The sequence below is a fragment of the Stenotrophomonas sp. 01N47 genome, assembly GCF_056399165.1.
Window position 1 is genome coordinate 1 of the sequence record NZ_JBFTQU010000007.1, and the last position, 25,138, is coordinate 25,138.

The 25,138-nt window shown below is 66.4% G+C and carries 21 protein-coding genes, 1 other RNA gene and 2 pseudogenes; 11 read left to right on the forward strand and 13 right to left on the reverse strand.

Annotated elements, in window-relative coordinates; all coding sequences use genetic code 11:
* The first annotated feature begins 286 nt into the window (after positions 1-286).
* The 3 genes from ribH to thiL all read left to right on the forward strand — a co-directional run bounded on the left by ribH (position 287) and on the right by thiL (position 2,438).
* Complete coding sequence (gene ribH, locus AC1DKR_RS14595; protein ID WP_363729785.1) at positions 287-754, forward strand: 6,7-dimethyl-8-ribityllumazine synthase; 468 nt, start codon at positions 287-289, stop codon at positions 752-754.
* On the forward strand, positions 751-1,230 hold the full coding sequence (nusB, locus tag AC1DKR_RS14600; RefSeq protein ID WP_478033325.1) for a transcription antitermination factor NusB: 480 nt from the start codon (positions 751-753) through the stop codon (positions 1,228-1,230). Before ribH ends, nusB begins: the two co-directional genes overlap by 4 nt.
* 245 nt (positions 1,231-1,475) lie before the next feature.
* Positions 1,476-2,438, forward strand: a complete 963-nt coding sequence (gene thiL / locus AC1DKR_RS14605; protein ID WP_394198888.1) for a thiamine-phosphate kinase — start codon at positions 1,476-1,478, stop codon at positions 2,436-2,438.
* A gap of 172 nt (positions 2,439-2,610) precedes the next feature.
* Here the strand turns inward: thiL and AC1DKR_RS14610 are convergent, their stop codons facing one another.
* The 4 genes and pseudogenes from AC1DKR_RS14610 to AC1DKR_RS14625 all read right to left on the reverse strand — a co-directional run.
* Positions 2,611-3,021, reverse strand: coding sequence for a hypothetical protein (locus AC1DKR_RS14610; RefSeq protein ID WP_230110873.1), 411 nt, complete (start codon positions 3,019-3,021; stop codon positions 2,611-2,613).
* 481 nt (positions 3,022-3,502) lie between these two features.
* Complete coding sequence (locus AC1DKR_RS14615) at positions 3,503-5,854, reverse strand: autotransporter family protein (protein ID WP_478033326.1); 2,352 nt, start codon at positions 5,852-5,854, stop codon at positions 3,503-3,505.
* Between the two features lie 248 nt (positions 5,855-6,102).
* Positions 6,103-7,524, reverse strand: a complete 1,422-nt coding sequence (locus AC1DKR_RS14620; protein ID WP_478033327.1) for an ATP-binding cassette domain-containing protein — start codon at positions 7,522-7,524, stop codon at positions 6,103-6,105.
* 266 nt (positions 7,525-7,790) lie between these two features.
* Positions 7,791-9,008: pseudogene (locus AC1DKR_RS14625) on the reverse strand (FAD-binding oxidoreductase); the annotation flags it as partial.
* A gap of 159 nt (positions 9,009-9,167) precedes the next feature.
* Here AC1DKR_RS14625 and AC1DKR_RS14630 point away from each other — a divergent pair.
* Positions 9,168-9,386 (forward strand): annotated as a pseudogene (locus AC1DKR_RS14630) (autotransporter outer membrane beta-barrel domain-containing protein); the annotation flags it as partial.
* 150 nt (positions 9,387-9,536) lie between these two features.
* On the opposite strand, the gene AC1DKR_RS14635 reads toward AC1DKR_RS14630, so the two are convergent.
* Together AC1DKR_RS14635 and AC1DKR_RS14640 are read right to left on the reverse strand one after the other, a co-directional pair.
* Positions 9,537-10,262 (reverse strand): fimbrial biogenesis chaperone, encoded by a 726-nt coding sequence (locus AC1DKR_RS14635; RefSeq protein WP_253079127.1) that lies wholly within the window; start codon positions 10,260-10,262, stop codon positions 9,537-9,539.
* A 57-nt stretch (positions 10,263-10,319) separates the two neighbouring features.
* Positions 10,320-10,832 carry a fimbrial protein gene (locus tag AC1DKR_RS14640; protein ID WP_312786260.1) on the reverse strand — a complete coding sequence of 171 codons (513 nt, stop codon included), beginning with the start codon at positions 10,830-10,832 and terminating at the stop codon, positions 10,320-10,322.
* 311 nt (positions 10,833-11,143) lie between these two features.
* On the opposite strand from AC1DKR_RS14640, the gene AC1DKR_RS14645 reads away from it, so the two are divergent.
* The 4 genes from AC1DKR_RS14645 (at position 11,144) to AC1DKR_RS14660 (ending at position 16,078) form a co-directional block, all read left to right on the forward strand.
* The gene (locus tag AC1DKR_RS14645) at positions 11,144-13,651 is read left to right on the forward strand and encodes a fimbria/pilus outer membrane usher protein (RefSeq protein ID WP_478033328.1); all 2,508 of its coding nucleotides are present in this window, start codon (positions 11,144-11,146) and stop codon (positions 13,649-13,651) included.
* Positions 13,652-13,685: 34 nt separating this feature from the next.
* Positions 13,686-14,195 (forward strand): fimbrial protein, encoded by a 510-nt coding sequence (locus AC1DKR_RS14650; RefSeq protein ID WP_108264791.1) that lies wholly within the window; start codon positions 13,686-13,688, stop codon positions 14,193-14,195.
* A gap of 59 nt (positions 14,196-14,254) precedes the next feature.
* Positions 14,255-14,536: a hypothetical protein gene (locus AC1DKR_RS14655; RefSeq protein ID WP_146186917.1), complete on the forward strand. Its 282-nt coding sequence runs from the start codon at positions 14,255-14,257 to the stop codon at positions 14,534-14,536.
* A gap of 1,050 nt (positions 14,537-15,586) precedes the next feature.
* Positions 15,587-16,078 carry a fimbrial protein gene (locus tag AC1DKR_RS14660; protein ID WP_478033329.1) on the forward strand — a complete coding sequence of 164 codons (492 nt, stop codon included), beginning with the start codon at positions 15,587-15,589 and terminating at the stop codon, positions 16,076-16,078.
* 194 nt (positions 16,079-16,272) lie between these two features.
* On the opposite strand, the gene AC1DKR_RS14665 is transcribed toward AC1DKR_RS14660, so the two are convergent.
* Genes AC1DKR_RS14665 through AC1DKR_RS14680 form a run of 4 tightly spaced genes read right to left on the reverse strand, consistent with a single transcriptional unit; the run spans position 16,273 to position 20,428 of the window.
* A complete protein-coding gene (locus AC1DKR_RS14665; RefSeq protein ID WP_478033330.1) occupies positions 16,273-17,658 on the reverse strand; it encodes an FAD-binding oxidoreductase in 1,386 nt (461 codons plus the stop codon).
* Positions 17,655-18,299, reverse strand: coding sequence for a metal-dependent hydrolase (locus tag AC1DKR_RS14670; RefSeq protein ID WP_478033331.1), 645 nt, complete (start codon positions 18,297-18,299; stop codon positions 17,655-17,657). Before AC1DKR_RS14670 ends, AC1DKR_RS14665 begins: the two co-directional genes overlap by 4 nt.
* Before the next feature lie 49 nt (positions 18,300-18,348).
* A complete protein-coding gene (locus AC1DKR_RS14675; RefSeq protein WP_363729811.1) occupies positions 18,349-18,717 on the reverse strand; it encodes a YraN family protein in 369 nt (122 codons plus the stop codon).
* Complete coding sequence (locus tag AC1DKR_RS14680; RefSeq protein WP_394197887.1) at positions 18,707-20,428, reverse strand: penicillin-binding protein activator; 1,722 nt, start codon at positions 20,426-20,428, stop codon at positions 18,707-18,709. The genes AC1DKR_RS14675 and AC1DKR_RS14680 overlap by 11 nt, the downstream gene beginning before the upstream one ends.
* 81 nt (positions 20,429-20,509) lie before the next feature.
* Between AC1DKR_RS14680 and rsmI the strand changes: the two genes are divergently transcribed.
* Positions 20,510-21,328, forward strand: coding sequence for a 16S rRNA (cytidine(1402)-2'-O)-methyltransferase (gene rsmI / locus AC1DKR_RS14685; RefSeq protein ID WP_108267214.1), 819 nt, complete (start codon positions 20,510-20,512; stop codon positions 21,326-21,328).
* Between the two features lie 52 nt (positions 21,329-21,380).
* Here the strand turns inward: rsmI and AC1DKR_RS14690 are convergent, their stop codons facing one another.
* On the reverse strand, positions 21,381-22,235 hold the full coding sequence (locus AC1DKR_RS14690) for a nucleotidyl transferase AbiEii/AbiGii toxin family protein (RefSeq protein WP_108267212.1): 855 nt from the start codon (positions 22,233-22,235) through the stop codon (positions 21,381-21,383).
* The gene (locus AC1DKR_RS14695; protein WP_108267210.1) at positions 22,232-22,834 is read right to left on the reverse strand and encodes a type IV toxin-antitoxin system AbiEi family antitoxin domain-containing protein; all 603 of its coding nucleotides are present in this window, start codon (positions 22,832-22,834) and stop codon (positions 22,232-22,234) included. Before AC1DKR_RS14695 ends, AC1DKR_RS14690 begins: the two co-directional genes overlap by 4 nt.
* A gap of 120 nt (positions 22,835-22,954) precedes the next feature.
* Between AC1DKR_RS14695 and AC1DKR_RS14700 the strand changes: the two genes are divergently transcribed.
* Together AC1DKR_RS14700 and rnpB are read left to right on the forward strand one after the other, a co-directional pair.
* On the forward strand, positions 22,955-23,764 hold the full coding sequence (locus AC1DKR_RS14700) for a PDZ domain-containing protein (RefSeq protein WP_478033332.1): 810 nt from the start codon (positions 22,955-22,957) through the stop codon (positions 23,762-23,764).
* A gap of 83 nt (positions 23,765-23,847) precedes the next feature.
* Positions 23,848-24,199: RNase P RNA component class A (gene rnpB / locus AC1DKR_RS14705), an RNA gene on the forward strand.
* Positions 24,200-24,333: 134 nt separating this feature from the next.
* On the opposite strand, the gene AC1DKR_RS14710 is transcribed toward rnpB, so the two are convergent.
* On the reverse strand, positions 24,334-24,813 hold the full coding sequence (locus AC1DKR_RS14710; RefSeq protein WP_478033333.1) for a DM13 domain-containing protein: 480 nt from the start codon (positions 24,811-24,813) through the stop codon (positions 24,334-24,336).
* Between the last annotated feature and the right edge of the window lie 325 nt (positions 24,814-25,138).

Sequence of the window (25,138 nt, forward strand, 5' to 3'; positions counted from 1 at the left end):
AACCACAGGGCACCGCAGTTGCCGGCCAGCGGCCGGCACTACCCAGCAACCACAGGGCACCGCAGTTGCCGGCCAGCGGCCGGCACCACCCTGCAACCTCAGGGCACTGCAGTTGCCGGCCAGCGGCCGGCACTACCAATCAACCACAGCGCACTGCAGTTGCCGGCCAGCGGCCGGCACTACCGGTGGGTGCCGACCGTTGGTCGGCACGCCCCCAGGCCCCCGCCAACCACGGCCGGGGCCCATCCACGGTAGAATTACCCCTTAATCGAATCCCAAGCCGCATATGAGCCACTACGAAGGCGATCTTCGCACTCCCGAATCGGCGCGCTTCGCCATCCTGGCCAGCCGCTGGAACGCCCGCATCACCGATGTGCTGGTTGCTGGCGCCCGCCAGAGCCTGGCCAGCAACGGCATTGCCGAAGCCAACATCGACGTGATCCGCGTGCCGGGTGCCTGGGAGCTGCCGCTGGTCGCCGCGCGCCTGGCCGCCGCCCATGAGCACGCCGCCATCCTCACCCTGGGCTGCGTGATCCGTGGCGACACCCGCCACTACGAACACGTGGCCGACCGCTGTGCCGAAGGCCTGATGCGCGTGCAGCTGGACTTCGGCGTGCCGGTGCTGAACGGCGTGCTGGCAGTGGAACGCGTGGAAGATGCCGAGGCCCGCGCAGGCGGCAGCCACGGCAACAAGGGCGAGGAAGTCGCACTCGCCGCATTGGAAATGGTCAACCTTCTGGAGCAGCTGCCATGAACAAGAACACCCAGGGCAAGCCCTCCGGTAAACCCGTCCGCCGCGATGGCATCGATCCGGTGCTGCGCTCGCGCGCGCGCCGTCGTGCCGTGCAGGCCATCTATGCCTGGCAGATCTCCGGTGGCAACGGCCAGTCGCTGATCGCCCAGTTCGCCCACGAGCAGGCCCGCGAAATCGCCGACCTGGCGTACTTCGAAGCGCTGATGCATGGCGTGCTGGATAACCGTCGCGACATCGACGAAGCCCTCGGCCCGTACCTGGACCGTGGCATCGAAGAAGTGGACGCGATCGAACGCGCGGTGCTGCGCCTGGCCGCCTACGAGCTGCGCTACCGTCTGGATGTGCCGTACCGCGTAGTGATCAACGAAGCCATCGAATCGGCCAAGCGCTTCGGTTCCGAACACGGCCACACCTACGTCAACGGCGTGCTGGATCGTGCCGCCGTGGAATGGCGCAAGGTCGAATCGGGTCACTGACCCACCTGTGCCCGCCTTGGGCGGGTCTGGACGCTTCCGGGTAGATGCCAACCTTGGTTGGCACGGTTGGGATCCTGCTTTGGTGGGGTCGACTGTTAGTCGACCGCCTTTCGAACAGCGGTCTTGATGTCGGACGGGAGAGCAGTCGACTAGCAGTCGACTCTACCCAGCCGGTTCCACCCAACCGGCATCATCCGCCCGCATCCGCGCCCGCCGCCCATCCATGCAACCCGCCGGAGCACCCCATGTCCCTGGCCGAATTCACCCTCATCGACCGCATCCGCGCCCGCACCGTCGAGCGCGACGACATCGTGCTTGGCATTGGCGATGACGCTGCACTGCTGCAGCCGCGCCCGAACGAGCAACTGGTGGTCACCGCCGACACCCTCAACAGCGGCGTGCATTTCCCGGCCGAGACCCCGGTGTTCGACATCGGCTGGAAGACGCTGGCCGTCAACCTGTCCGACCTCGCCGCGATGGGCGCGCGCCCGGCGTGGTGCACGCTGGCGATGTCGCTGCCTGAGGCCAGCGAAGACTGGATCGACGCGTTCGCCGATGGTTTCTTCGCACTGGCCGACCAGCACGACATCGCCCTCATCGGTGGTGACACCACGCGTGGCCCGCTGTCGCTGTCGGTCACCGCGATGGGGCAGGTATCACGCGGCCAGGCACTGCGCCGCGATCGCGCACAGGTGGGCGATGACATCTGGGTGAGCGGCACCTTGGGCGATGCTGCCGGTGCGCTGCGTCTGTGGCAGCAGGGCGCACTGAACGTCACCGCCGCCACGCTGCTGGCCGACTACGAAACCCTGCGCCTGCGTCTGCTGCGTCCCACTCCGCGCGTCACCCTCGGCCTGCGCCTGCGTGCGTTCGCGCATGCCGCCGTGGATATCTCCGATGGGTTGCTGGCCGACCTGGGCCACATCGCGGCACGCAGCGGCGTGCGCGCCGAAGTCGATGCCGATGCGTTGCCGATGTCAGCGGCGCTGCGCGAACTGCTGGGCCGCGATGCTGCACGTGAGTGCGCGCTGCACGGCGGCGACGATTACGAGCTGTGCTTCACCGCCGCCGCCGATCAGCGCGACGCGCTGCACTTCGTTGCCGAGTCGCTGGACCTGCCGATCACCCGCATCGGCCGCATCATGGAAGGGCAGGGCGTGCATACCGAAGGCCACGACGGCCCCAGCGGGTACGAGCACTTCGCCTGAAGCACGGCGGGGTCGGATCCCTTTGCAACGCAAAGGGCTCTGACCCCAACCTGACGCTATCACGGTGCTGTGGTAGGTGCCAACCTTGGCTGGCATGCCGTCTCGTTCTCCATATGGTCTTGCGGCCATGCCAACCAAGGTTGGCATCTACCAGAAGCGGTGCAGCTTTCGCTCAAGCTGCGTGCACTTGCAAACTGACATATTCGGCCAGCCCACGGCAGGCCAGTATCAATCCCTCGCGCACGTCATCGCCCACCTGCTGCCCCTCATCGCCGTCCACGCGTACACGCTCGATGGCATGCAGTAGTTCCAGCAGCAGTGTCAGCCCGGCATTGGCACGGTCGAGGCGGGCCATCGCGATGCCGTGGCCCTGATTGCGGGTTTTCCAGGGCCAAGGTCGCCCGTCGGCGGCCTCCACGTGGCGAATGCGCTGCAGGCAGCCGAGCAGGGTAATGCCCTCGTCGGCGTGGGCGCCCATCGTGCTGCCCAGCGTGGTTTCCAGTGCTTTGGCCAGGTCATCCGGCAGGCGTTCGACGGCGTCGCCCAGTGTGGCGAACAGATAGGGATAGAGCGAAGAAGTCATGGCGGCATCCTTGTGCATGTAGCAAGGGGCCACTGTCGCGCGGGTGCGAGGGTGGCAGGCGGTGCGTGGTTGCAATACCGGAGGTTGATGTAGAAGCGCCGGCGGGCACGAGGCCCCCACGCACCGCCCGCCATAAACGCGCGGACGGATTGCCTGCCGACGCCACCCGAGGGATGGGCGACGCCGACAGGCAAGCGTAAACAACACATCAACCTAACGGGATTGCAAGCCCGTGCCATCCGTTGTCGGTGGCGATCCATGATGTGCACGGAAGTGCCGCTGCACCAATCAGACAAGTTTCAAATTCGAAATCATTGCAATGTGCGTGCACAGCGAAGCGCAGATGCAGAATGGTTTGATCGCGTCATTCCGCGCCGCACATGGAAGCGGTAGCGCCGGACCATGCCCGATGGCTCTACAGCAAGCTCATCGTGCAATGAGCAACGGCGCCGGAATGCTCCGGCGCCGTTTCAGTTCCTTCTTACCAGCTGTAAGCCACGCTCAGGTTGCCAGTGGCTTCGCGATACCCGCTGTCACCGCGCATCACGCCGAACCCACCCCACGCGCTGAAACCGGAACGGAATTCCACACGCGCACCCGCGCTCAGTTCATAGCGGTTGCGCGGAATGCCGGCCTTCAACACTTCATCATCGAAGGCGATGCCATTACCGGCACCATCTCGGTACCAGTTGGCCGCCAGGTACGGGCTGACCGAGGCACCTGCTGCCGAGCGCGATTCACCCTGCAGGCGCAGGCCGGCACGACCGGACAGGCCGTTGTTGCCCGCTGCCCGCACCACGGTGCCGTTGGTTTCGGTATGCACATCCGTCTTCGCATCGGTATAGACCAGCTGCAGTTCCGGCTGCAGACTCAGCGCGGTGCTGCCGATCTGGCCGATGCCGAAGCGGTAACCCGCCTCGAGGGACGACTGCCAGATATCCGAGTCGTAGCGTTCTTCGGCCAGGCCATCGCCCTGCACGCGGTTGCGGACCTGGCCGCGCTGCACACTGGCATCCATATACATGGCGTCGTTGGCCCAGTTGCTGTACACGCCCAGCGCACCACCTTCCACCTTGCCGCGTGCACTGAACCCGGTCACGTCCGAACGCGAAGTAGCACTGCTGCGTGCCGCGGTGCCCATCACGCCGACGCGGCCACGGCCGTCATCGAACACGCCGATGTCCGCACCCAGCTGCAGGCGCGAGCGGTCCACGCGCAGGTCGAGCTGGTCATCCACCGCTCCCAGCTTGCTCTGGGTGGCATCCACGCGGGCCCAGCCACGGATGCCATCCGTCACAGCGGCGCCGCGCTGGCGGTCGCGGTAGCTGTGGCGCAGCATCTGGTCCAGTGCGAACTGGTTGGCCAGATAGGCGCCGGTCTCCGGGCGCAGGATCGGGATGGGGGTGATCGGGTCGATGGGGTCAACCGGATCAATGATCGGCTTGCACTGCGGCAGCGACGGGTCAGCCAGGCACGGGTCCGGCGTGGTTGCCAGCTCCGAACGCAGGTACCAGTTACCGTTGGCGTCCTTCACCAGGAAGTATTCGTACTGCCCACCCACGGCGCGGCCGACCAGATCGAACTGCGCGTTGGACGCGCCCCCGATATCGATCAGCTCGATGCCGCGATCGGTCTTGGCACCGGCACCGCCGGCATTGAGCACGCGCACGCTGGCCTGGCCGTTGGCATCACCGGCAATCACCAGCGTGTCCGTCAGCGAGGTGTCGTCGCCCAGCTGGGTGTTGAACAGCAGCGTGCCGCCGTTGCCGGTGAACGCATCCAGGCTGAGGGTGTTGAAGCTGCTGCCATTGCCCAGCGCCACGGTACCGCCCGCGCCCAGGGTGAGGTGGCCGACAGTGCTGTCGCCGGTCATCAGCCAGGTGCTGTCGCTGTCGATGCTGGCGGTGGTGACGTTGGTGAAACGGCCGTCTATCTGCGCCTTGTTGCGAAGCACTACGTCCAGGCTGCCGGTAACGCGGCCGGTGTCGAAGGTGATATCGCCGGCAAGGCGTGCGTCATCCACCGTGAAGTGGACCTCGGCTTCGCCCGTTGCACTGCCATCGGGGCGCACCAGCAACAGATGGCCATCGCCGCCGGAGAGCTGGGAGCCGTTGGCGACGGTGATGTCGTAGCGCACCGACCTGCGCGGTGCTACCCAGATGGCGGCCCCACTGTCCGAGGCGACCTGTGCGTTGTCCACGCGCAGGGTGATGGGCTGCCCGAGTACGGACGGGATGGTGCCACCCAACAGTAGTACGCCCGAATTCGCGCCTTCCACCCGGGTGCCATTCTGCAGGATGGCGGTGCCCTGCTGCAGGCGCACCGCATGACCATTACTGAGCATGGCCGCACCCGGTGATGCTTCGGCGCGTACGAACGAAGAGTCGACGATGACGGTGCTGTTGGCATCGGGTTGGCTGGGGGACTTGTCGAGATAGATGCCGACGCTGAACCTGGCGTTGGCCCCCACCGAGCGCAGGGTGCTTCCCGTGATGCGCGCGCTGGAATGATCGCTGACCACCACATTGCCGTCATGCAGCGTGCTGTTGGTCATATCCAGCGTTGAACTGCCCCGCAGCACGATGCTGGCACCCCTGCCATCGACGAGCGCTTGTACATGGCCGTTGTTCAGCGTTACCTGGGAGTCCGTGCTGGTGATTGTCTCCGTACGACCGCCGTCCACACTCAGGCGTGAGCCGTTGATGAGATTCCAGGCTTCGACGGTGCTGCCTTCACGCACGGTGGCCAATTGGCCGTCAAGGTCACGGGCCAGCACGGATGTTGCGGGAAGAGCCGCCAGGGCCAACAGCAGGCACTGGGTGAGGGGGCGCATGAGGAGGCACTGGGGACGTGCAGAATGACGGCGCATGGATCACTCCTGATCGGACGAATGTGTCTGGTATGGACAGCCGCGTCATGGGCCGTCGCCCCTCTCTTCCGGGGAGCTTGGCCTGTCGGCGATGCTATGCCAAAGACGCCCGGGCATGTCCATTTCGACTCAAATTGTTCCGGCTCAAGGAGCGGGGGGCCATGCAATTTGTTGCAAAGCGTCGTGATCGGCCTCCTGCGTTGCTTGAGGGTTCAGCGCACGACGGCGCCGTCGCTGGTGGGCAGGTTCAACCGCTGGGTAGGCTGCAGTGACTGGATGAAGCCCTCATCGTGGGAAATCACCACCAGGGTGCCCGGGTAGGCGTGCAGGACCTGCAGCAGATGGGCACGAAGGCTCATGTCCAGGTTGTTGGTGGGTTCGTCCAGTATCAGCAGGGTGGGCGGGTGGGCCGCCATCAGGGCCATCGCAAGGCGTGCGCGTTCGCCCCCTGACAGCTGGCCGATGGTCGTCTGCGCCGGAGCCTCGCCACGGAACAGGAAGTCGGCCAGATGCAGGCGGCATTCGGAGGGGGTCCATTGGGGCTGGCACGCGGCCATTGCCTGCACCGGCGTCAGTGCGGCCGGCAGCGCGTCATAGTGCTGGTCGATCAGCGCGACCTGCTCCGCCACCGGCAGCAGCCAGTCGCCCTCACGCTTGACATCGGTGGCACCCTGCAATGCGCGGGCGAAGGTGGATTTGCCGCTGCCGTTGTCGCCGGTCACCAGCAGGCAGTCGCCCACCTCCAGGCGAACCTGCAGCTGCTGCACGATCATGGGAGCATCGTAGCCGCATGCGCCATCGGTGATCTGCACCACCACGCCTTCCCGGCGCCAGCCCGCAGGAAGCTGGAAGCGCGGCTCGATGACCTCGTCGCGCTGCAGCTGCCGGCGGCGCTCGGCAATGTCCTCCTGTACCTCACGGATCTGCTGGCGTTTCTGTCCGGCGGTGGTGTTGCCGCGTTCCAGCTTGGTGGCCGAACGCACCGTGCCCCATTCGCGCTGCTCCACCTTCACTGCGCCACGCTTGCGTGAGGAGGCGGCGCGCTCCTGTTCGCGCATCAGTGCGTCATGCGCCTGCGACTGTGCGCGGTCGAGATCGCGCGCGGTGCGATCCAGCGCGTCGCGCCGGCGCTGCAGTTCCACCTGATGGTCGTGGTAACGGCCCTGGAAGACCTCGATGTGCTGGTTGTGGATATGCCAGAGCGTGTCGCACAGCGCATCGATCAACGCGGTGTCATGTGAGGCGATCAACAGGGTGCCGTGGTACTGGCGTAGCCGGGCCAGCAGCGAGCGCCGCGCACTGCGGTCCAGATGGTTGCTGGGCTCGTCCAGCAGCAGCACGTCCGGTGCTGAATCCAGCGCACGTGCCAGTGCATGGCGCATCTGTTCGCCGCCGCTGCGCGCCGATCCGTCCAGCACGTGCTGCGGCACAAAGGCAACCGATGCGCCATCGCGCCAGCGGATCTCACCTGCGCTGGGCATGACCTGTCCAGCCAGCATGCGCAGCAGGCTGCTCTTGCCGGTGCCGTTGTTGCCGATCAGGGCGACGCGTGCGCCGGCAGGCAGGCGCAGGTCCACGCCGCTGAAAAGTGGGCGGCCGTTGAAGTGAAGCTCTATATCGTCCAGTCGCAACATGTTGTTTGATCTCCAGCGAGCAGGTCGTTGACGGCCTGATCCTTCGCGACAGTGTGTAACGGTACAGTTTCCGATAAGGGTCTGGTCAGGACTTCAGGTCCCGAACCATTGACGGAACCCGATCCCTGAATTCCCTGGTGAAACTTCGGTTCTGGTAGTTCCCCAGCAGACCACGACCGTCAGCCAAAGTCACTGCAACTACTTGCAATAGCACTATGGCCGACCCAGCCCGGGGAGCAGCGCTAGTGCAGGACCTGAGTGAAATATCAGCCAGGCGGAAGCACCTTGCCCGGGTTGAGAATCCCATCCGGATCCAACGCGGCCTTGATCGCGCGCATCGTCGCCAACGTAGCCGGTGTGAACGCCTGCGCCATGAAATCGCGCTTGGCCAATCCAATGCCATGCTCGCCGGAGAGCGTTCCGCCCAGCGACAGCGTCAGCTCGAAGATCTTCGGCAGTGCGGCATGCGCGCGCGCGTTCTCGTCGGCATCGTCCGGGTGGTAGAGGATGTTGACGTGCAGGTTGCCGTTGCCGGCATGGCCGAAGGTGACGATGGTCAGTGCGTACTCGCGCGCCAATGCCTGCACGCCGGCCACCAGATCGGGGATGCGCGACACCGGTACCACCACGTCTTCGTTGATCTTGCCCGGGGCGACGCTGTGCAGCGCGGGTGACAAGGCCTTGCGTGCAGCCCACAACTGATCGCGCGCGCGGCCTTCCATCGCCACATCCAGCTCGATCATGCCGTCGCCCTCGGCGGCGGTCGCCAATGCCTGCAACAGGTAGGGCAGGGTGTCGTGGTCGCCATCGGCCTCGACCAGCAACATCGCACCCGCTTCCGGCACGTCGGCACCATTGAGGCGCAACAGCTCCAGGCTGCGTGCGTCCATGAATTCCAAGCGTGTGGGAACGACTGGCTGCGACATCAGCCGCGACACGCCAGCGGCGGCTGCATCGGCATCGCGGTACAGCACGCGCAGTCCGGCCTGGCTGACCGGTAGCGGGGTCAGCTTCAGGGTGGCTTCCACGATCAGCGCCAGCGTGCCTTCACTGCCCACCAGCAGGTGGGTGAGGTCGTAGCCGGTGGAATCCTTGGTGTAGGCGCCACCGCAGCGGATCACCTCGCCGGTGCCGGTCACCGCCACCAGGCCCAGCACGTTGTCGCGGCTGGTGCCGTACTTCACCGCGCGCGGGCCACCGGCATTGCACGCCAGGTTGCCGCCGCGATAGCGCTCGTTGGCGCTGATCGGCTGCAGCCCGGCATTGCACAGGTAAGCCTGCGCGGCAGCTTCCACCGCCGCGCCCCGCTGTGCCCGCGCGGTTGGCATGGGGCTTAGTTGGCGCTGGCGATTGGCATCGGCCGGCCGCCGCTGAAGGTCGACCAGGCCGGCACGCGCAGCACGTTGCCGTTGCTGTCCAGGAACAGCGTGCCGGTGGCGCCTGGCAGGCCGCCTTCGTTGGCCATCTTGTCCAGGTAGGCGCTGATCTTCCATGCATCGAACCCGAACGCGAACAGGCGGCCGGCCGCGCCACGCGCGGTGGGCAGAATCTGCCCGGCGGTGCTGGCCGACGGCAGGCCCAGCACGCCACGCACGTTCCACGCTTCGTTGGGGTACACGATGCCGTCCAGGGCCATGTCGTCTATGGCGGCCAACTGGCTGCGTGGACCGCGCACCAACGCACTCGCCTTCAATGGCGAAACCCTGGGCGCGGATATGCCACGCAACCGCTATGAAGTGCAGGCCGGTGCCGAGCTGAAGCTGGGTCAGCGCTGGTCGGCGTGGGGTGGCATGAGCGTGCAGCGTGGCGACCACGCCTACCGCAACGTGGGTGGCCAGCTGGGGATGCGCGTGCGCTGGTAACAAAAAAAGGAGCCGGGTAATGCCCGGCTCCTTCGCGTTACGCGTGCTGCTTCGTGCATCATCGTAGCGCCGGGCTCTGCCCGATTGCTTTCTGCGGATGTTCCAGCGCAGCCGGGCAGAGCCCGGCTCTACGGCGCGCAATGCGGGGTGTTACGGGGCGCCTACAGTGGCCTGTTGGTCGCGCGGGGTGCCGTAATCATCCAGCCACTGGAACGTCACCTGGTTCGGCATCGATGCACCCGTCGGCAGCGCATAGCGCACCTGCTGGCCCGGGGCGATCATGTCCACGTCCACCTTGCGGCCGTCAGCCAGCGTCAGCGTGCTCAGCGTCACGTGGTAGGCAGTGGGGTTGGTGACCTGCAACGCATTGTCTGCACTGGACCATACCAGTGCTGCAGCGGCATCACGCGCTGCTCCTGGCAGACCCGCAGGCCGGTGGAACAGCTTCACCCGCGTGCGCACCGCGAACTGCAGCAGGTTCTTGCCCGCGGCATCGGCCGGTTTGGGTGGGATATCCAGCAGGTTGAAATAGAACACCGATTCGCGGTCGGTCGGCAGCGCCGGTTCCGACGGACGCGGCGCATACGTAATGCGGTACGCCTGGCCCTGGTGGGCATTCAGCAGGCGCGGCTCGGCTGGCGTCAGCCGGAAGGGGGTTCGCACGTTCTCTGGACGCGCCTGGCTGTCACCATCGTCGATCCAGACCTGGGTCATTGCCGGTTGCCCGCCGGTATTGCTGGCCTTGATCGTGACGTCGCGGCCTTTCTGGGCGTCATGGACAATGCGGGTGCCCTGCAGGGTTACCGCTGCCGACGCGGGCAGGGACGCCAGGAAGACGGCCAGCGCGAAGGCCCCAGTCGATGCACGGGGTTTCATATGTCACCTCTCGATGGAAGGGATGACCAGCGGTGACGCCAGCCATCCCGGGGCGGCTCAGCGGTAAAGCACCACGAAGTCACCGGATGCATTGGCGGTGCCGGCCGTAGCATCCTGTCCCGGCGACGCGTACCACGCGGAGTAGTCAAGCTGGCCGCTGCCATTGGCGGCGATGGTCACCCACTGGGTGGGGTCCTCACCGATCTTCTGCTGGACGCCGGCGGCGTCATACAGCGCGACGCCGACCTGGCGCGCGGTGGACGCCGCAGTCAATTTCAGATTGCCGGTGCTGCCATCCGGCGTACCGCCGAAGCGTACGCCCACGTCCTGCGAGGCACCCGAACCGGTGCAATCCAGGCTGATGCTGAAATTCTTCTGGCTCGCACGCGTTGCAGCGTTCACCGATGCGAGGTCGACCTGACCCATCGCCACGGTGATCGTGCCGCCGGTGGATCGCACGGCACAGGTGGAGGTGAGCAGTTCACCGGTGATTTCCAGATTCTCGGCGAAGGCAGGAGCAGCGACGGCGGCCAGCAGCGACAGTGCAAGCAGGCGGATCTTCGGATTCATGAAGGTATCTCGTGTTGATGGAATGGGCGTCACCCAGAGGCGAACGGCGGCAGTCTCTTCGATGTGCGGGGTTGGGGACATGCAACAAGTTGCAAAAGACCCTGGGCGACGTTGGCTTTGAAATCATTCCGAAGGCGACGTTTCTGCATGTCGCACGGCCGGACCAGGCATTTCGACGTGTTCAACCGGTTGGGCTAGGACAAGTTGCGTTGCCCATCGTTTGCAATAAATTGCATGGCCTTGGTGGCATCGCAGGCCTAGCCTCCCACTTCTCCCCATTGCACGACGTCCGGGTTCAGCCGGGCATTGCCATGCACCTGTCTGTTTCCGCCCCGCTTCGCACCCTGTCGGCAGCCATTGCACTGGTGTTGGCCGCACCTGCATGGGCATCGCCCGAGCCGGCCATCGAGTTCAGCGAAGGCTTCCTGCTCGGTGGCGACGCCATCGACATGTCACGCTATGCCAATGGCAATCCACTGCCCGCCGGTGACTACGCGGTGGAAGTGAACGTCAATGGCCAGTTTCTGCTGGCACGCGACATCTCCTTCGTCGCCTCCAGTGACCCGCATATCGCCACGGCCTGTCTGCCCGCCGAGCTGGCAGGCCATCTATCGTTGAAGCCGGCCTATCTGGACGCATTGGCAGCGCAGGACGCCACCTGTATGGATCTGCCGGCACTGGTTGAAGGCGCAACCGTGGCCTTCGACAGCAGCAGCCTGCAGCTGGATATCAGCGTGCCGCAGGCCGCCCAGGCACAGCATGCGCGCGGGTATGTCGCCCCGGCGCAGCGCGACCGCGGCATCAACGCCGGGTTCATCGACTACAGTTTCAACCAGCACCGCAGCGATGGGCGCGACAACCGCTACCTGGGCCTGCGTGCCGGCCTCAACCTGGGCGCGTGGCGGTTGCGCCATCGTGCATCAGTGAACCAGGGCGAGCGCGGTACCCATCACGACGTGATCAGCAGCCACCTGCAACGCGACCTGCCAGAGTGGAACAGCCAGCTGCTGCTCGGACAGGGCAATACCGGTGGCGAACTGTTCGACAGCGTGGCGTTCACCGGCATGCGCATGGCCACCGACGAACGCATGCTGCCCGATTCACTGCGCGGCTATGCACCGGCGGTACGCGGCATCGCCGAAGGCAATGCGGTGGTACGCATTCACCAGAACGGCAGCATCATCCACGAGGCCAATGTCGCGCCGGGTCCGTTCCTGATCGAAGACCTGTATCCGACCAACTTCGGTGGCGACCTGGTTGTCACCGTGACCGAGGCCGACGGCCGCGAACAGCGCTTCTCGGTCAGTTTTTCTGCGGTGCCACAGGCACTGCGGGTCGGCTCTTCCCGCTTCAGTGCCACGGCTGGCGTGCTGCGCGATGCCGGCGGCAACGTGGAGCCCCTGCGGTTTGCCGAAGGCACCTACGCGCGTGGCATCAGCAACCGCCTGACCCTGCTCGGCGGTGCGCAGGCGGGTGAGGCGTACCAGTCGGTGCTGGCCGGTGCAGCCATCAACACCGCGATCGGCGCCTTCGGTGCCGATGTGACCCACTCGCGCGCGCGTCTGCGCGGAGACGATGCGGTGACCGGCAACAGCATCCGCTTGAACTTCCAGCGCTACGTTGCACGAACAGGCACCAACGTCGGTCTTGCCGCCTATCGCTACAGCACGCGCGGCTACCTCACCCTCAACGATGCCGCGCGCGCGCACGACGATGCGTGGGGCTACAGCACGCGTGCGCGACAGCGCTACCAGGTCAATTTCACCCAGCGGCTTGGCGCGCGCAGCTCGGTGTACCTCAGCGGCGGCCATGTGGCCTACTGGGACAGCACGCAGCGGCAGAACGACTTTCAGCTCGGCTTCCAGAGTACGTTGGGCCGCGCCAACTACAGCCTGTCAGCAATGCGTTATCGCCTCGGTGACGGTCGCCAGGACACCCGCTACACCTTCACCTTTGGCGTGCCATTGGGGCGAAGCCCGAGTGCGCCACGTGCGACCACCCAGGTGGGCCATTCCGGCCAGGGTGGCAAGCTTCAGCTGGGGGTCGCAGGTGCGCTGGGCGAATCACGCGCACTGACCTACAGCGCCACGGCCAGCCGGTCGGCCGCCGAGTCGGGCAGCGTTGACACCTATGTTGCTTACCAGGGCGGCACCGTTGCGTTGAACGCGGGCTACAGCCAGGCCCAACGCTACCGCAGCCTCAACCTGGGGGCGGCTGGCAGCGTGGCGCTGCACGCGGGTGGCATCAACTTCGGTCCCGCGGTGGGCGAGGGCTTCGTGCTGGTCCAGGCCGAGGGCGCCGAAGGGGCGAAAGTGGGCTATGGCGACCCGATCCGTGTGGCCGGCAATGGCTACGCGTTGTTGCCGCATGTCAGCCCCTATCGCTGGAACCAGATCGACCTGGACCCGTCCGGCCTGCCGCTGGAGGTGGAGCTGCTGCAGACCTCCCAGCGCGTGGCGCCCACCGCGGGCAGCATCGTGCGGGTGGCGTTCACCGCCACGCGCGAGCGCACGCTGTTCATCGATGCCACCGATGCGCTCGGCCAGCCGTTGCCGTTCGCTGCGCGGGTCGTGGATGACAACGGCCAGCCGATGGGCGCGGTGGGCCAGGGCGGCGTGATCCAGCTGCGCGGCGCGAACGACAGCGGCGCGTTGATCGTGGACCCGGACGGCCCGCACCGCTGCCGCCTGGAATACACCACGCCTGCCGCCGCCGACGCGTACGGCCTGTCCTGGACCCAGGCGGTGTGCACGCCGTACCCCGCGTTATCGCCCGGCCTGCAGGCGGTCCTGCAGGCTGCCACCACCGACGCACCTTGAACCCTTTTCCGTCGTTCCATCACGAGGTCATCCCATGCACGCTTCCACTGCTTTCCCCACCCGTATCGCCATCGCTTTCCTGCTGGCCTGTATCGCCCCGGCCGCTTTCGCGGCCACGCTGACCATTACCGGTCGCGTACTGCCCGGCACCTGCACCTTGGCGGACGCGCAGATATCCCTGGACCCGGTCAAGGCCAACGAAATGACCGTCGGCGACAACGCGCTCAAGGCCGGTGCACTGAACTTCACTGGCTGCATCGGCGTTACCAAGGCCACCCTCACCTTCGACGGCACCGCCGCCGATGGCGACGCGCTGCGTTGGAAGAACACTGCGGCCGCCGATGCCGCCACCGGGGTAAGCGTTGCGCTGCTGGCAGCGGCCACCGGCACCACCTATCTGACGAAGGGCGACAGTGTGGATCTGGTGGTGAGTGGCGCCACGGCCACCTATCCGTTGCGTGCCGGCTACTACCTGCCGTCCACCAGTGGCATCAACGCCGGCGTGGTGCGGACCGAGGTGGTGGTGACGGCGGACTATCTGTGAGCGGGTGGCTGTTGCGGCACGCGCGACCTCCGCGGAGAGCAGCGCTTGCCGCATTGACCTTGGCGTGGCTGTTGCCAGGCGCAGCAGGGGCGGCGTGCATGCGGCTGAATCCAGGCGACCAGGACGTGACGGTCAGCATGACGATGCCCAACCTCGACCTGCCTGACCGGAGGTTTGTGCTCCAATCGGGTGCAACACTCATCGATCCCTTCCAGTGTGATCCTGGAACGAATGCCTTCGTCGTGGATCTACCGCTGACCGGACTGACCTACGAGCGGGAGATCGCCTCCGATGATGGCAGGACCTACAGCGTCTATAGCCTCGGCCCGCGCTCGCCTTGATCGGTTTTCTGCATTCAGTCAGCGCACCTCGCGGCGGTACGAGCCCCTCACAGGATGCGGTTGCAGTGGGGCTGAGGCACCGTAATGCCGGTCTTCTGTCCGCATCCGCAGAGCCACTCAATGTATGGATGGGCATCGTTCGCACCGCCGGTACACTGAAGCCGGGTGCCATCGTAGGCGAAGCAGTGCTGACGGCTACATATCGCTGAGGCGCCCGAGGCAGGGGGCGCAGCCACGGCGCGTTGGAGCGTTCCTTCCAGTCCCGGCGCCATGCGAGTGGCGGACCCAGCAGGTGGCCTGGGCTGCAGGCCGGTGAAGTGCACTCGGAAATCACCGTCACCGCCGACTACGAGTAGGGTCGAGCTTGCTCGACTGCGTTGTTGTAGAGCCGAGCCATGCTCGGCTGAGGCGCGCAGGGGTCGTGATGTCTCGAAGGCTCGCCTCCACAAGCGGCGTGAAGCTGCACATCTCTCACCACGCACGCGCACGCGCTTGGTTCGCGAATGCCACGCTTTGCCGTTCGCAGCATTTCGCAACAAATTGCATGGTCCTGTACCCGTTTGAACTGCACCATGCATGGCTTCAACCTTTCACCCTGGAGCCATCATGTACGGTGTTACCCACTTTGCACGGGCAGTGACGCTGGCCGGACTGACGTCGTTTGGCTTCACGGCACACGCAGCGTGCGTGCCGGATGTTCCCAGCGTGACCTACGCGCAGACCGTACCGGTGCGATTCGTGCATGGGCCGGATGTGCTGCTGCATACTGCCAGCACCCCCATCATCACCTACCAGTGCGACAGCGACGAGCATGCCATTCTGCGTCCAAGGCTGATGGGGTTGACGTATGTTCGTGACATCGATTCCGAGCCTGCTTACGAACTCAGTCCTGATTCTCCATTGGTAGTGCTGAGTTTCTGGAATGAGCCAGACAATGGCAGTGAAGGCTTGGAAGGTGCCATCGATGCGATGCGTGATTCATCGTGGTCCTTCGAAGCGGCGGGAAATCGCATGCAAGCGACCTTGCGCTTTTACTCCCGCGGTGGCCCAATGCGACCGCAGACACAGCGCCCACTTGGCTCGGTACAGGTGCTTGGCTCCGGCTCGGCCGAGTTCCATTTCGAGTTGGGCTATGAGTTCCAGGGCACCACCTGCGCCCTGATGGATGCCAGCCCCGTGCTCGACCCCATCAGTGCCGCTGCGCTGGACGCCACTGGTACCGGTGGTGCGAAGGACTTCACTGTGCAGATGGACTGTGGTGTTCCCGGCCGCCCGGTGTCGCTGGAAATCCATGACGCCACCGACCGCAGCAACATGAGCGATATCCTGGTACCTGCGGCAGGCTCCAGCGCGCAGGGTGTGGGCCTGCAGGTGCTGCACAACGGCCTGCCGCTGCCGATGGGGCGCGTGTGGGCGCATACCGATTCCACCGGTGCCAGTGAACGCATTCCGTTCACCGCGCGCTACATCCGCCTGCCAAGCGAGCCGTTGCTGGCCGGCGAGATCATTGGCCAGGCGGTGCTGGTGGCCAACTACTACTGAGCGGCGGCAGCGGAAACACGACCATCGGCAGTGATCGAGTGTTCAGCGAGTTCTTCGTGAACTGACCGGAGCGCAGCCGAGCATGGCTCGGCTCTACAGTGCGGTGGGCGCAAATGATGGGGCCAGAGCCCATCGTCGTTGCGATAGGATCCGACCCTTGGCCATCGGTAGCGCCAGGCCATGCCCGGCGGCCATCACGCCGGCGGCAGCACCTTGCCGGGGTTGAGGATGCCATCCGGGTCCAGCGCGGCCTTGATCGCCCGCATCGCCGCCAGCGTGGCCGATGAAAAGGCCTGTGCCATGAAATCACGCTTGGCCAGGCCGATGCCGTGTTCGCCCGACAGCGTGCCACCCAGCGCCAAGGTCAGCTCAAAGATCTTCGGCAGCGCGGCATGCGCGCGTGCGTTTTCGTCGGCGTCGTCGGGGTGGTACAGGATGTTGACGTGCAGGTTGCCGTTGCCCGCATGGCCGAAGGTGACGATGGTCAGCGTGTAGTCGCGCGCCAGCGCCTGCACGCCGGCCACCAGGTCGGGTATGCGCGACACTGGCACCACCACGTCTTCGTTGATCTTGCCCGGGGCGATGCTGCGCAGCGCGGGCGACAGCGCTTTGCGCGCGGCCCACAGTTTCTCGCGTGCGGCCCCTTCCATGGCCACGTCCAGCGCCAGCAGGCCGTCGCCCTCGGCGGCGGTGGCCAGTGCCTGCAGCAGGTAGGGCAGGGTGTCGTGGTCGCCGTCGGCTTCCACCAGCAGCATCGCGCCCGCCTCGGGTACGTCGGCGCTGTTGAGCCGCAGCAGCTCCAGGCTGCGCGCGTCCATGAACTCCAATCGCGTGGGTACCACCGGCTGCGACATCAGCCGCGACACGGCAGCGGCGGCGGCATCGGCATCGCGGTACAGCACGCGCAGCCCGGCCTGGGTGACCGGCAGCGGGGTGAGCTTGAGCGTGGCTTCCACGATCAGCGCCAGCGTGCCTTCGCTGCCCACCAGCAGGTGGGTGAGGTCGTAGCCGGTGGCGTCCTTGGTATAGGCGCCGCCGCAGTGGATGAGGTCGCCTGCGCCGGTCACCGCCACCAGCCCGAGCACATTGTCGCGGCTGGTGCCGTACTTCACCGCGCGCGGGCCACCGGCATTGCACGCCAGGTTGCCGCCGATGCTGCAGATCTCGGCGCTGGACGGGTCCGGTGCCCAGAACAGGCCGTGCGGTGCCAGCGCCTGCTGCAGCGTTCCGTTGAGTACGCCCGGCTGCACCACGGCGCACCGGTCACCGGCGCGGATCTCGAGGATGCGGTCCATGCGGGTGAATGACAGCACGATGCTGCCCGGTAGTGGCACCGCGGCGCCGGTGGTGCCGGTGCCCGCACCGCGCGCGACCAGTGCCACGCCATGCGTGCGGCAGGCGCGCACCAGCGCCTGCACCTGTTCGATATCTGCCGGCAGTGCCACGGCAGCCGGGCGCTGGTGGCGCCAGGAGTTGTCCTGCGCGTTTGCTTCCAGTGCGCCGTCATCCATGCGCCAGCCGTCGCTGCCCAGCAGGGCGGACAGTTCGGCAACCAATGCGGAGGGCAGGGCAGTACTCATGACAGATCTCGAGGGGCAGCGGGGGCAGGGTGAATCAGTTTCCAGGCGATGACAGTGCCGGCCAGCGGCAGCCACACCCAGCGCAGTTCCGACAGCAGCGTGGCCAGGCCGCGCGCGCTGAAGAACTGCGCGGCGAAGGGCGAAACGCGGATCGGGCGCCAGGGCGCGAAGAAACGGTGTTCGCTCCAGGGCCAGGCCAGCGCAACGCCAAGGCCGCCGGAGGTCAACGCATCCAGCAATGGATGGCTGGCGGCGCAGACGAACACGAACGCCGCCGCTTGTACGGTAGATGCCAAGGTTGGCTTTGCCGTGGTAGGTGCCAACCTTGGTTGGCACAGCACCGCCAACCAAGGTTGGCGACTACCGGAGCTGAGCGGCGCCGACCCAGGTCGGCGGCTACCAAAGAACGCCAACACCGCCGCCAACACGGCGAGCACCAGGGCGAACAGCAACGAGTGGCTGGCTCCGCGATGGCCGAACGCATCGGCGTAGGGAATGTGCAGGGCAAACGCGAGTACATCGGCGTCGGGCAGCATCGCCGCGATCACGCCGGCGCCCAGCAGGCGCGGTGGAATGCGGCCGCGATCAGCGGCGCACCACAACGCCAGTGGCACCGCCGCGTGGGTGATGATCGAGGGCATCAGGCATCGGCTCTGGTAGTGCCGTCCGCTGGCCGGCATAGGGTAGCCATCAGCAGTCGTCCAGCCGGAACGCATCACGCAGCCAATGCAGCTGCGGTGGTTCACCCGTGGCTTCAACCACATCGAAGCGGCAGGGCGCATTGGCCATGGCGGGATGGTCCTGGAGGTACAGCTGCGCAGCGTGGATCAGGCGGCGGCATTTGTGCGGATCGACCGAGGCCGCGCCGCCACCGAAGTCCTGTCGCGCGCGGTAGCGCACTTCCACGAAGACCACGGTGCCGGCGTCATCCATCACCAGGTCCAGTTCACCGCCGCGATAACGCACGTTGCGCGCGCGCGGCTGCAACCCAGCCTGCTGCAGATGCTGCTCGGCGGCGGCTTCCACCGCCGAGCCACGTTGCAGGTGCTCAGCGACCACCGGCGATCGGCATCGGCCGGCCACCGCTGAAGGTCGACCATGCCGGCTGACGCAGGATATTGCCGTTGCTGTCCAGGTACAGCGTGCCGGTGGCGCCGTCCAGGCCGCCTTCGGTGGCCAGCTTGTCCAGGTAGGCGCTGATCTTCCACGCATCGGCGCCGAAGGCGAACAGGCGGCTGGCGGCGCCGCGCGCACTGGGCAAGGTCTGCGCGACCTGGGCAGCGGACGGCACGCCGGACACGCTGCGCACGTTCCAGGCTTCGTTCGGGTAGATGATGCCGTCCAGCGCCACGTCTTCTTCGACCTTGCCGCTGCCGGTGGTCAGCTGCGAGGTGCCCACGCGGGTGGCACCGCCGGCACCGGCCAGCGCCAGCTGCGGGGCCAGCAGGCGGGCCTGCGGTGCACGTACGGCCAGGAACACGGCATCGACTGCGCCGGCGTTGCGTACCTGCGCGCTGACATCACCCACCGTTTCGCTGACAGCGATGGTGGCGGCGACGCTGCCACCGCGCTGGGCAAAGCGCTGGGCGAACGCGGCCGCTGCGCGACGGCCGGTGTCGTCACTGCTGTTGATCACCAGCGCCTTGCTGCGCTCGCGGCCACGCATGTATTCGGCGGCGACGATGCCGTCGTCTTCCGGTGCCAGCGAGAAACCCGCGCTGCCGGCCGGCGGTGCATCCTTGCCGCGGTTCAGGCCCAGCACCGGCACCGGCAGCTGCTGGCGGCCATACACGGCATCCACTTCGTCGCGGCCGAGCGGGCCGACCACGAAGTCGGCGCCGGACGCTACGGCCTTGTCATACGCGGCCAGCGCACCGGCCGGGGTACCGGCGGTATCGAAGAAATTAACCTCCGGACGACGGCGGGTTTCGCCGTAGTAGGCGCTGAGCAGGCCATCGCGCACCGGCTGCGCGGCGGTGGCCAGGCGGCCGCTGAGCGGCAGCAGCACCGCCAGCTTGGCCGGTGGGCGGTAGCCATCGCTCATGGCCGGCGGGCGCTTGCTGGTGTCGAACTGGGCGGCGCCATCACGATCGAACGGGCGCGGCAGCGGCAGGCCACGGGCGATCAGCGCGCGGCCGGCGAAGTTGTACAACGGGTCATTGGCCGGCAGTGCGGCGGCACGGCTGCGCAGGGTGGCATCGTCAAGGGTGCCGAGCAGGCCGGAGATGGCGGCCTGGTTCTCGTTGCGCGCAGCACCGGCCAGACCGGCGTGCGCACGGGCGCGTTCGGTGGCGGCGCCGAAGGCATCGCCGGTAGCCTGCAGGGCATTGGCGCGGGCCAGCGACCAGCGCGTGCGCAGGCTCGGGTGCACGCTGTCGCCATGATCCTTCAGCAGGGCCAGCGCCTGCGCCGGCTGTTTGTCGGCCAGCGCCAGCTCGGCACTGGCCAGCTGGTAGCGCTGCAGGCTGGCACCGTTCACCTGGCGGGCGGTCACCTGGCCCAGCAGGCTGCGCGCGCGTGCGCTGTCGCCGGCCAGATGCCAGGCCCAGGCCGCATCGGCCAGGGCGTTGCTACGGGCACCACCACGCAGGGTGGCGGCCAACGCTTCCAGTTGCAGGGCGGCGTCGCGCGGCTTGCCTTGTTCGATCAGCGCCAGCGCCTGGCTCTGGGCCGGCGATTCGGGCGCGCTGACGAGGCTGGTGGTGGCACAACCGGCCAGCAGCATCAACGACAGCGACAGGGCAGAGATGCGTGCGGCGGGCTTGTTCATGATCGGGTCCATGCGATGAGGGCAGCGGCCTTGGCCAGGTACACGCTAGGATTCTACCCTTGCCCCGTGAGTACCGCTGAAATGAGTGTCCCAACCCTGTATGTCGTCGCCACGCCGATCGGCAACCTGGCCGATCTGAGCCCGCGCGCGCAGGACGTGCTGCGTTCGGTGGCGGCCATCTGCGCCGAGGACACCCGCCGCAGCGGCCAGCTGCTGTCCCATTTCGGCATCCAGCAGCCGCTGGTGGCGCTGCACGAGCACAACGAAGAGGCGCTGGCCCAGCGCCTGGTGGCCCGCCTGCAGGCAGGCGAATCGCTGGCGTTGGTCAGCGATGCCGGCACCCCGCTGGTCAGCGACCCCGGCTTCCGGCTGGTGCGTGCGGCGCGCGCGGCCGGCATCAAGGTCAGCCCGATTCCCGGCGCCTGCGCCGCCATCGCCGCGCTGAGCGTGGCCGGCTTGCCCAGCGACCGCTTTACGTTCGAGGGCTTCCTGCCGGCCAAGGCCAGCGGCCGCCGCGATCGCCTGCAGGCGCTGGCCGGCGAAGTGCGCACGATGGTGTTCTACGAATCCTCGCACCGCATTACCGAATCCCTGGCCGACATGGCGGCGATCTTTGGCGGCGAGCGCCCGGCCGTGCTGGCGCGCGAGCTGACCAAGCTGTTCGAGACCGTGCTGGACGGCGACCTGGCCGGGCTGCTGGCGCAGGTGGAAGCGGACGACAACCAGCGCAAGGGCGAGTTCGTGGTGATGGTGCAGGGCGCTGGCGATGATGCCGAGGCGCAGCTGGCCCATGGCCGTCAGGTCTACGCCAAGCTGAGCGAGCACCTGCCGCCGTCGACCGCCGCCAAGCTGGCGGCCGAATTGACCGGCGCACCGCGCAAGGCGTTGTACGGCAGTTGATGCGCGGGGTCGGACCCCTGCAGGGGCTCCGACCTCAGACACCCGAGGGTCGTTACGTGTGCAGCGTGCGGATGAAGGTGCTGATTTCACCTATCACTACGTCCAAGGGTGGGGCCAACAGGCGATTTCTGCGCAGGAAGGCTCTCCACTGCGCCTGTTTCTGCGCATCGTCGGCAAATGCCTTCGACAAGCCGAACGGCAGCGCTTGCGGCCAATGTGTACCGCGGCGTTCGAACGTTGCGCGAATCGCCTCGCTCAGTGAGGAGGTTGCCATTTCACCTTCGCGCGCCAGCGCCAGCAGATCGAAGTAGTCCTTCATCCTGCTGTTGGCGATGCCCAGTACTGTGATGGCTTCGAGTTTCTCGGCGAAGACGGCTTCCCGCGGGTAGACCCGCAATCGGGGTGACGGGAACTCATCGAGCAGTACCGGGTAGTTGCATTCAGGCGGCGGCTGATGGACGGCATCGCCGAACCCGACATCCCATTGGACGTGGCAGCGGGCATTGCCCAACTGAGCGCACAGTCGCATGCGCAGTCCCTGGTAGTGGGAGCCTTCGCGTATCGATTCGATGGCAGCCGAGGCCGCATCGAACTGCAATCCATCGTCCAGTTCAATCGCGCACAGGTCATGCACGATGCGTATCAGCTGCTGGGGATCAGACGATCCGTGCCCCAGGAAGTCGGCATCACGGGTGGGCCTATGAGGAACGTCGAACCATATCGCGAAAAGCATCGCGCCCTTCAGCAGGAACTGCTGCCGGTAAGGGGACATCGACAGCCGGTACAGCATCCGCTCTACCGCGAAGCGATCCAGTACGAACTGGAAGTCTTCGTCGCGCTCCCGTGCGCGGTCACGCAGCCGCTGCCGTATGGAGCGGATGCGGTCTGAGGAGGGCGTGGAGGTCATGCCAGCGCTTCAAGATAGGGGCGCATCAGTCTGGCAACGCGGCAGAGGCGTGCATACCTCCAAAGCTCATCCACGGTGGTCGCGCCCTCGCGCAGCGCGTCCCGCAGCGCTTCGATGGCAACGTCCATACCCACCAGATTCCGGTACTTGAAGCAGTCGGCAACGGTTTTGGCCACGCAGGTCGTGCGCACGTGCCGGCGTCCGACCTGCAGTGGTTCCAGCCCCGCCTCCAGTGTCTTTTCCGACATGCGGACAACCCGCAGAGGCGGCCAGTCGATACGGGGCGCACGATCCTTGTTGCCAATGGCAATCCAGACTTCGAAGGGTGTCTGGGTGGTCAGGCCGTGCTGGCGCAGGGCGCTCAGCAGGCACAGTCGCGGCGAAGCAGTGCGCTCGGCGACAACCTGCAGTCCCTCCTGTCCTTCCGCCGAAGCCAGGCCGGGCAGCATGTACACGCCCCGGGACAGCCGTTGCAAGTTGCCAGCGGCGACAAGTCGCGACAGCTGCGCGCGGGCTACGCCGGCGCGGACCAGATCGCGCGAGCGTGCCGCGCCCGTGCGCTGGATCAAGGCCTTGGCAATGGCGAGTGGGTCGGTCATTGGGCGATTGTTCCATAGTGTCGGTATAAATGAAGTAAATACCGACAATTTGGAACAAGGGTTGAGGTGTTAGTTTTGGGGCGTCGGGGGAGGTCCCGTAGTTCTTCATGGAGGAAAAAGATGCTGGCAAACGGACTGTCATTGCTGCTTGCCCTGGCTGGCGCGCCCGCCCCGGTCACCGCAGGCGACGACATCGAGGCCATGACCGAGGCCGATCTGGGCCGGGATTACATCGGCTACGCGCTGTTCGACCCCGGTCTGGTGAGCATCAAGCAGCTGGATCCGGCCCGGAACTACAGTCGCTACGTGATGTACCGCATGGCGCGCGATGTTCTGGAGTCGTACGACGCTTGCCTGCAGGTGGACGCCGACAACCGCGCAACGATCGAGGCGGCGTACCAGCAGGTAGTAAGTACCCAGCAGCGGTACGTCAGCGCGACGCAGTGGCGCGACCTGCAACTGGCGCTGCGCGCTGGTCGCATGCAGCTGCCCGAACGCGCGCAGTGGCAGTGCGGGGCCTTCGTGGATAACGCGCCCTATTTCGACGCAGCGTTGGACGACGCCTTGCTGGGCGCGGCCGAGCTTGCGCGCGACCGGGCCGGTGAGGGTGATCTGCGCAATGATGCGCTGCGCCCGGTGCTGGGGATTCAGATGAGTGGCCCTGCCGTGGTTGAAGCCGAGCCCGACGACGGTCCCGCGCGCCGGGCCGGCGTGCGCATGGGGGATGAAGTGCTGGCGGTGGATGGCACCCGGGTGAAGACGGTCTTCGGTATTGGGCAGGCGTTGAAATCCCGCAATCCAGGTGACCGGGTGGAGGTGAGGCTGCGCCGGGTTGAATGGGACGGCATGAAGCCGCAGTCGCGCGAATTGACGGTGACGGTGGAGCTGGAGTCGCGGGCGGCCTTGATGGGGCGTGCGAAGCCTCGGTAGATCCACGCCATGCGTGGATGGATGAATCGCGCGCCGCGATCAACCCGGCAGGGCAGGCCCGCGTGCGGTAGAATGCGCACGGCGGAGTCGGCCAGACAGTCGCGTCATCCCTTCGGGGGTGCCGAGGAAAGTCCGGGCTCCATAGGGCAAGGTGCCAGGTAACGCCTGGGCGGCGCAAGCCGACGGAAAGTGCAACAGAAAGATACCGCCTACGTCTTCTTCGGAAGGCCGGTAAGGGTGAAATGGTGCGGTAAGAGCGCACCGCGAGTCTGGCAACAGACCGGTACGGCAAACCCCACCTGGAGCAAGACCAAATAGGGATCCATTGGCGCGGCCCGCGTTGGATCCGGGTAGGTTGCTTGAGCGTTGCGGCGACGTAACGCCTAGAGGAATGACTGTCCACGACAGAACCCGGCTTATCGGCCGGCTCCGCCCCTTCATTCCATCCACGTGCATCCACGCATGGCGTGGATCCGGTAGTGCCGGCCGCTGGCCGGCAACCTCTTCATCTGCAGACGCATCGTGCGGCTGCCGGCCAGCGGCCGGCACTACCCGGATGATGTCCAGCCTCAGCCCGGCTTCCGGTACTGCCCGGCTGAAATGAACTGCGAGAAGCGCTCGCACCACACCACGACGGTGGTGAATTCGTCCACGTCCACATCGGCCGGCACATCCACCAGGAAGCGGTTGAAGGTCTTGACCTCGCCGATACGCTTGGCCTTGGCCTTGATCTTCAGGAAGTCGGCCTTGTTGTCGACGAAGTCGTGGACCAGGTAGACCTTGTAGTCCGGGCCCGGGCCCATCTTGCCGTCGAAGGCGACCTGACGGGCGCTGACGCTGACCTTGCCATCGGCCCAGTGCACCGCGTCACTGCCTTTGAGGTCGCGACGGAAAGTGGTGCGATAAGTGGCGTCGGCCATCGCGGTCTGTACCTGCTCGACCGGCGGATCGTCGGGCGCGATCAGGATGGGCAGGAAATACACGCCCAGACCGAAGCCGAGGCCGAGGGTGAGTACGTGGGTGGCGAGCAGGATGAGGATGCGGCGCATGGGGCCTCCTTGTGAGTGTGGATCGCGCGGCATGGCGCCGGGCAGGACCACCTTGAGAGGCTGAGGGCGGCATTTATAGACACAGTGCCAAACGCAAAAAGGGCACAGTGGGGTGACTGCAGCGGCGCAGGCCCTGTGGCGCGGGCGGAAAGGCGCTGCGTCGGAAAGCTGAATGACGCCGTTGGCGGCCTTGTGTCGCGGCAGCGCGCTGCGGGTAGTGCCGGCCGCTGGCCGGCAGCCGCGTGACCCGCCCGAAGATCCGGAGGTTGCCGGCCAGCGGCCGGCACTACCCCGCTGGCAAGGGGGGCCGGCCAATGTCGGGCAT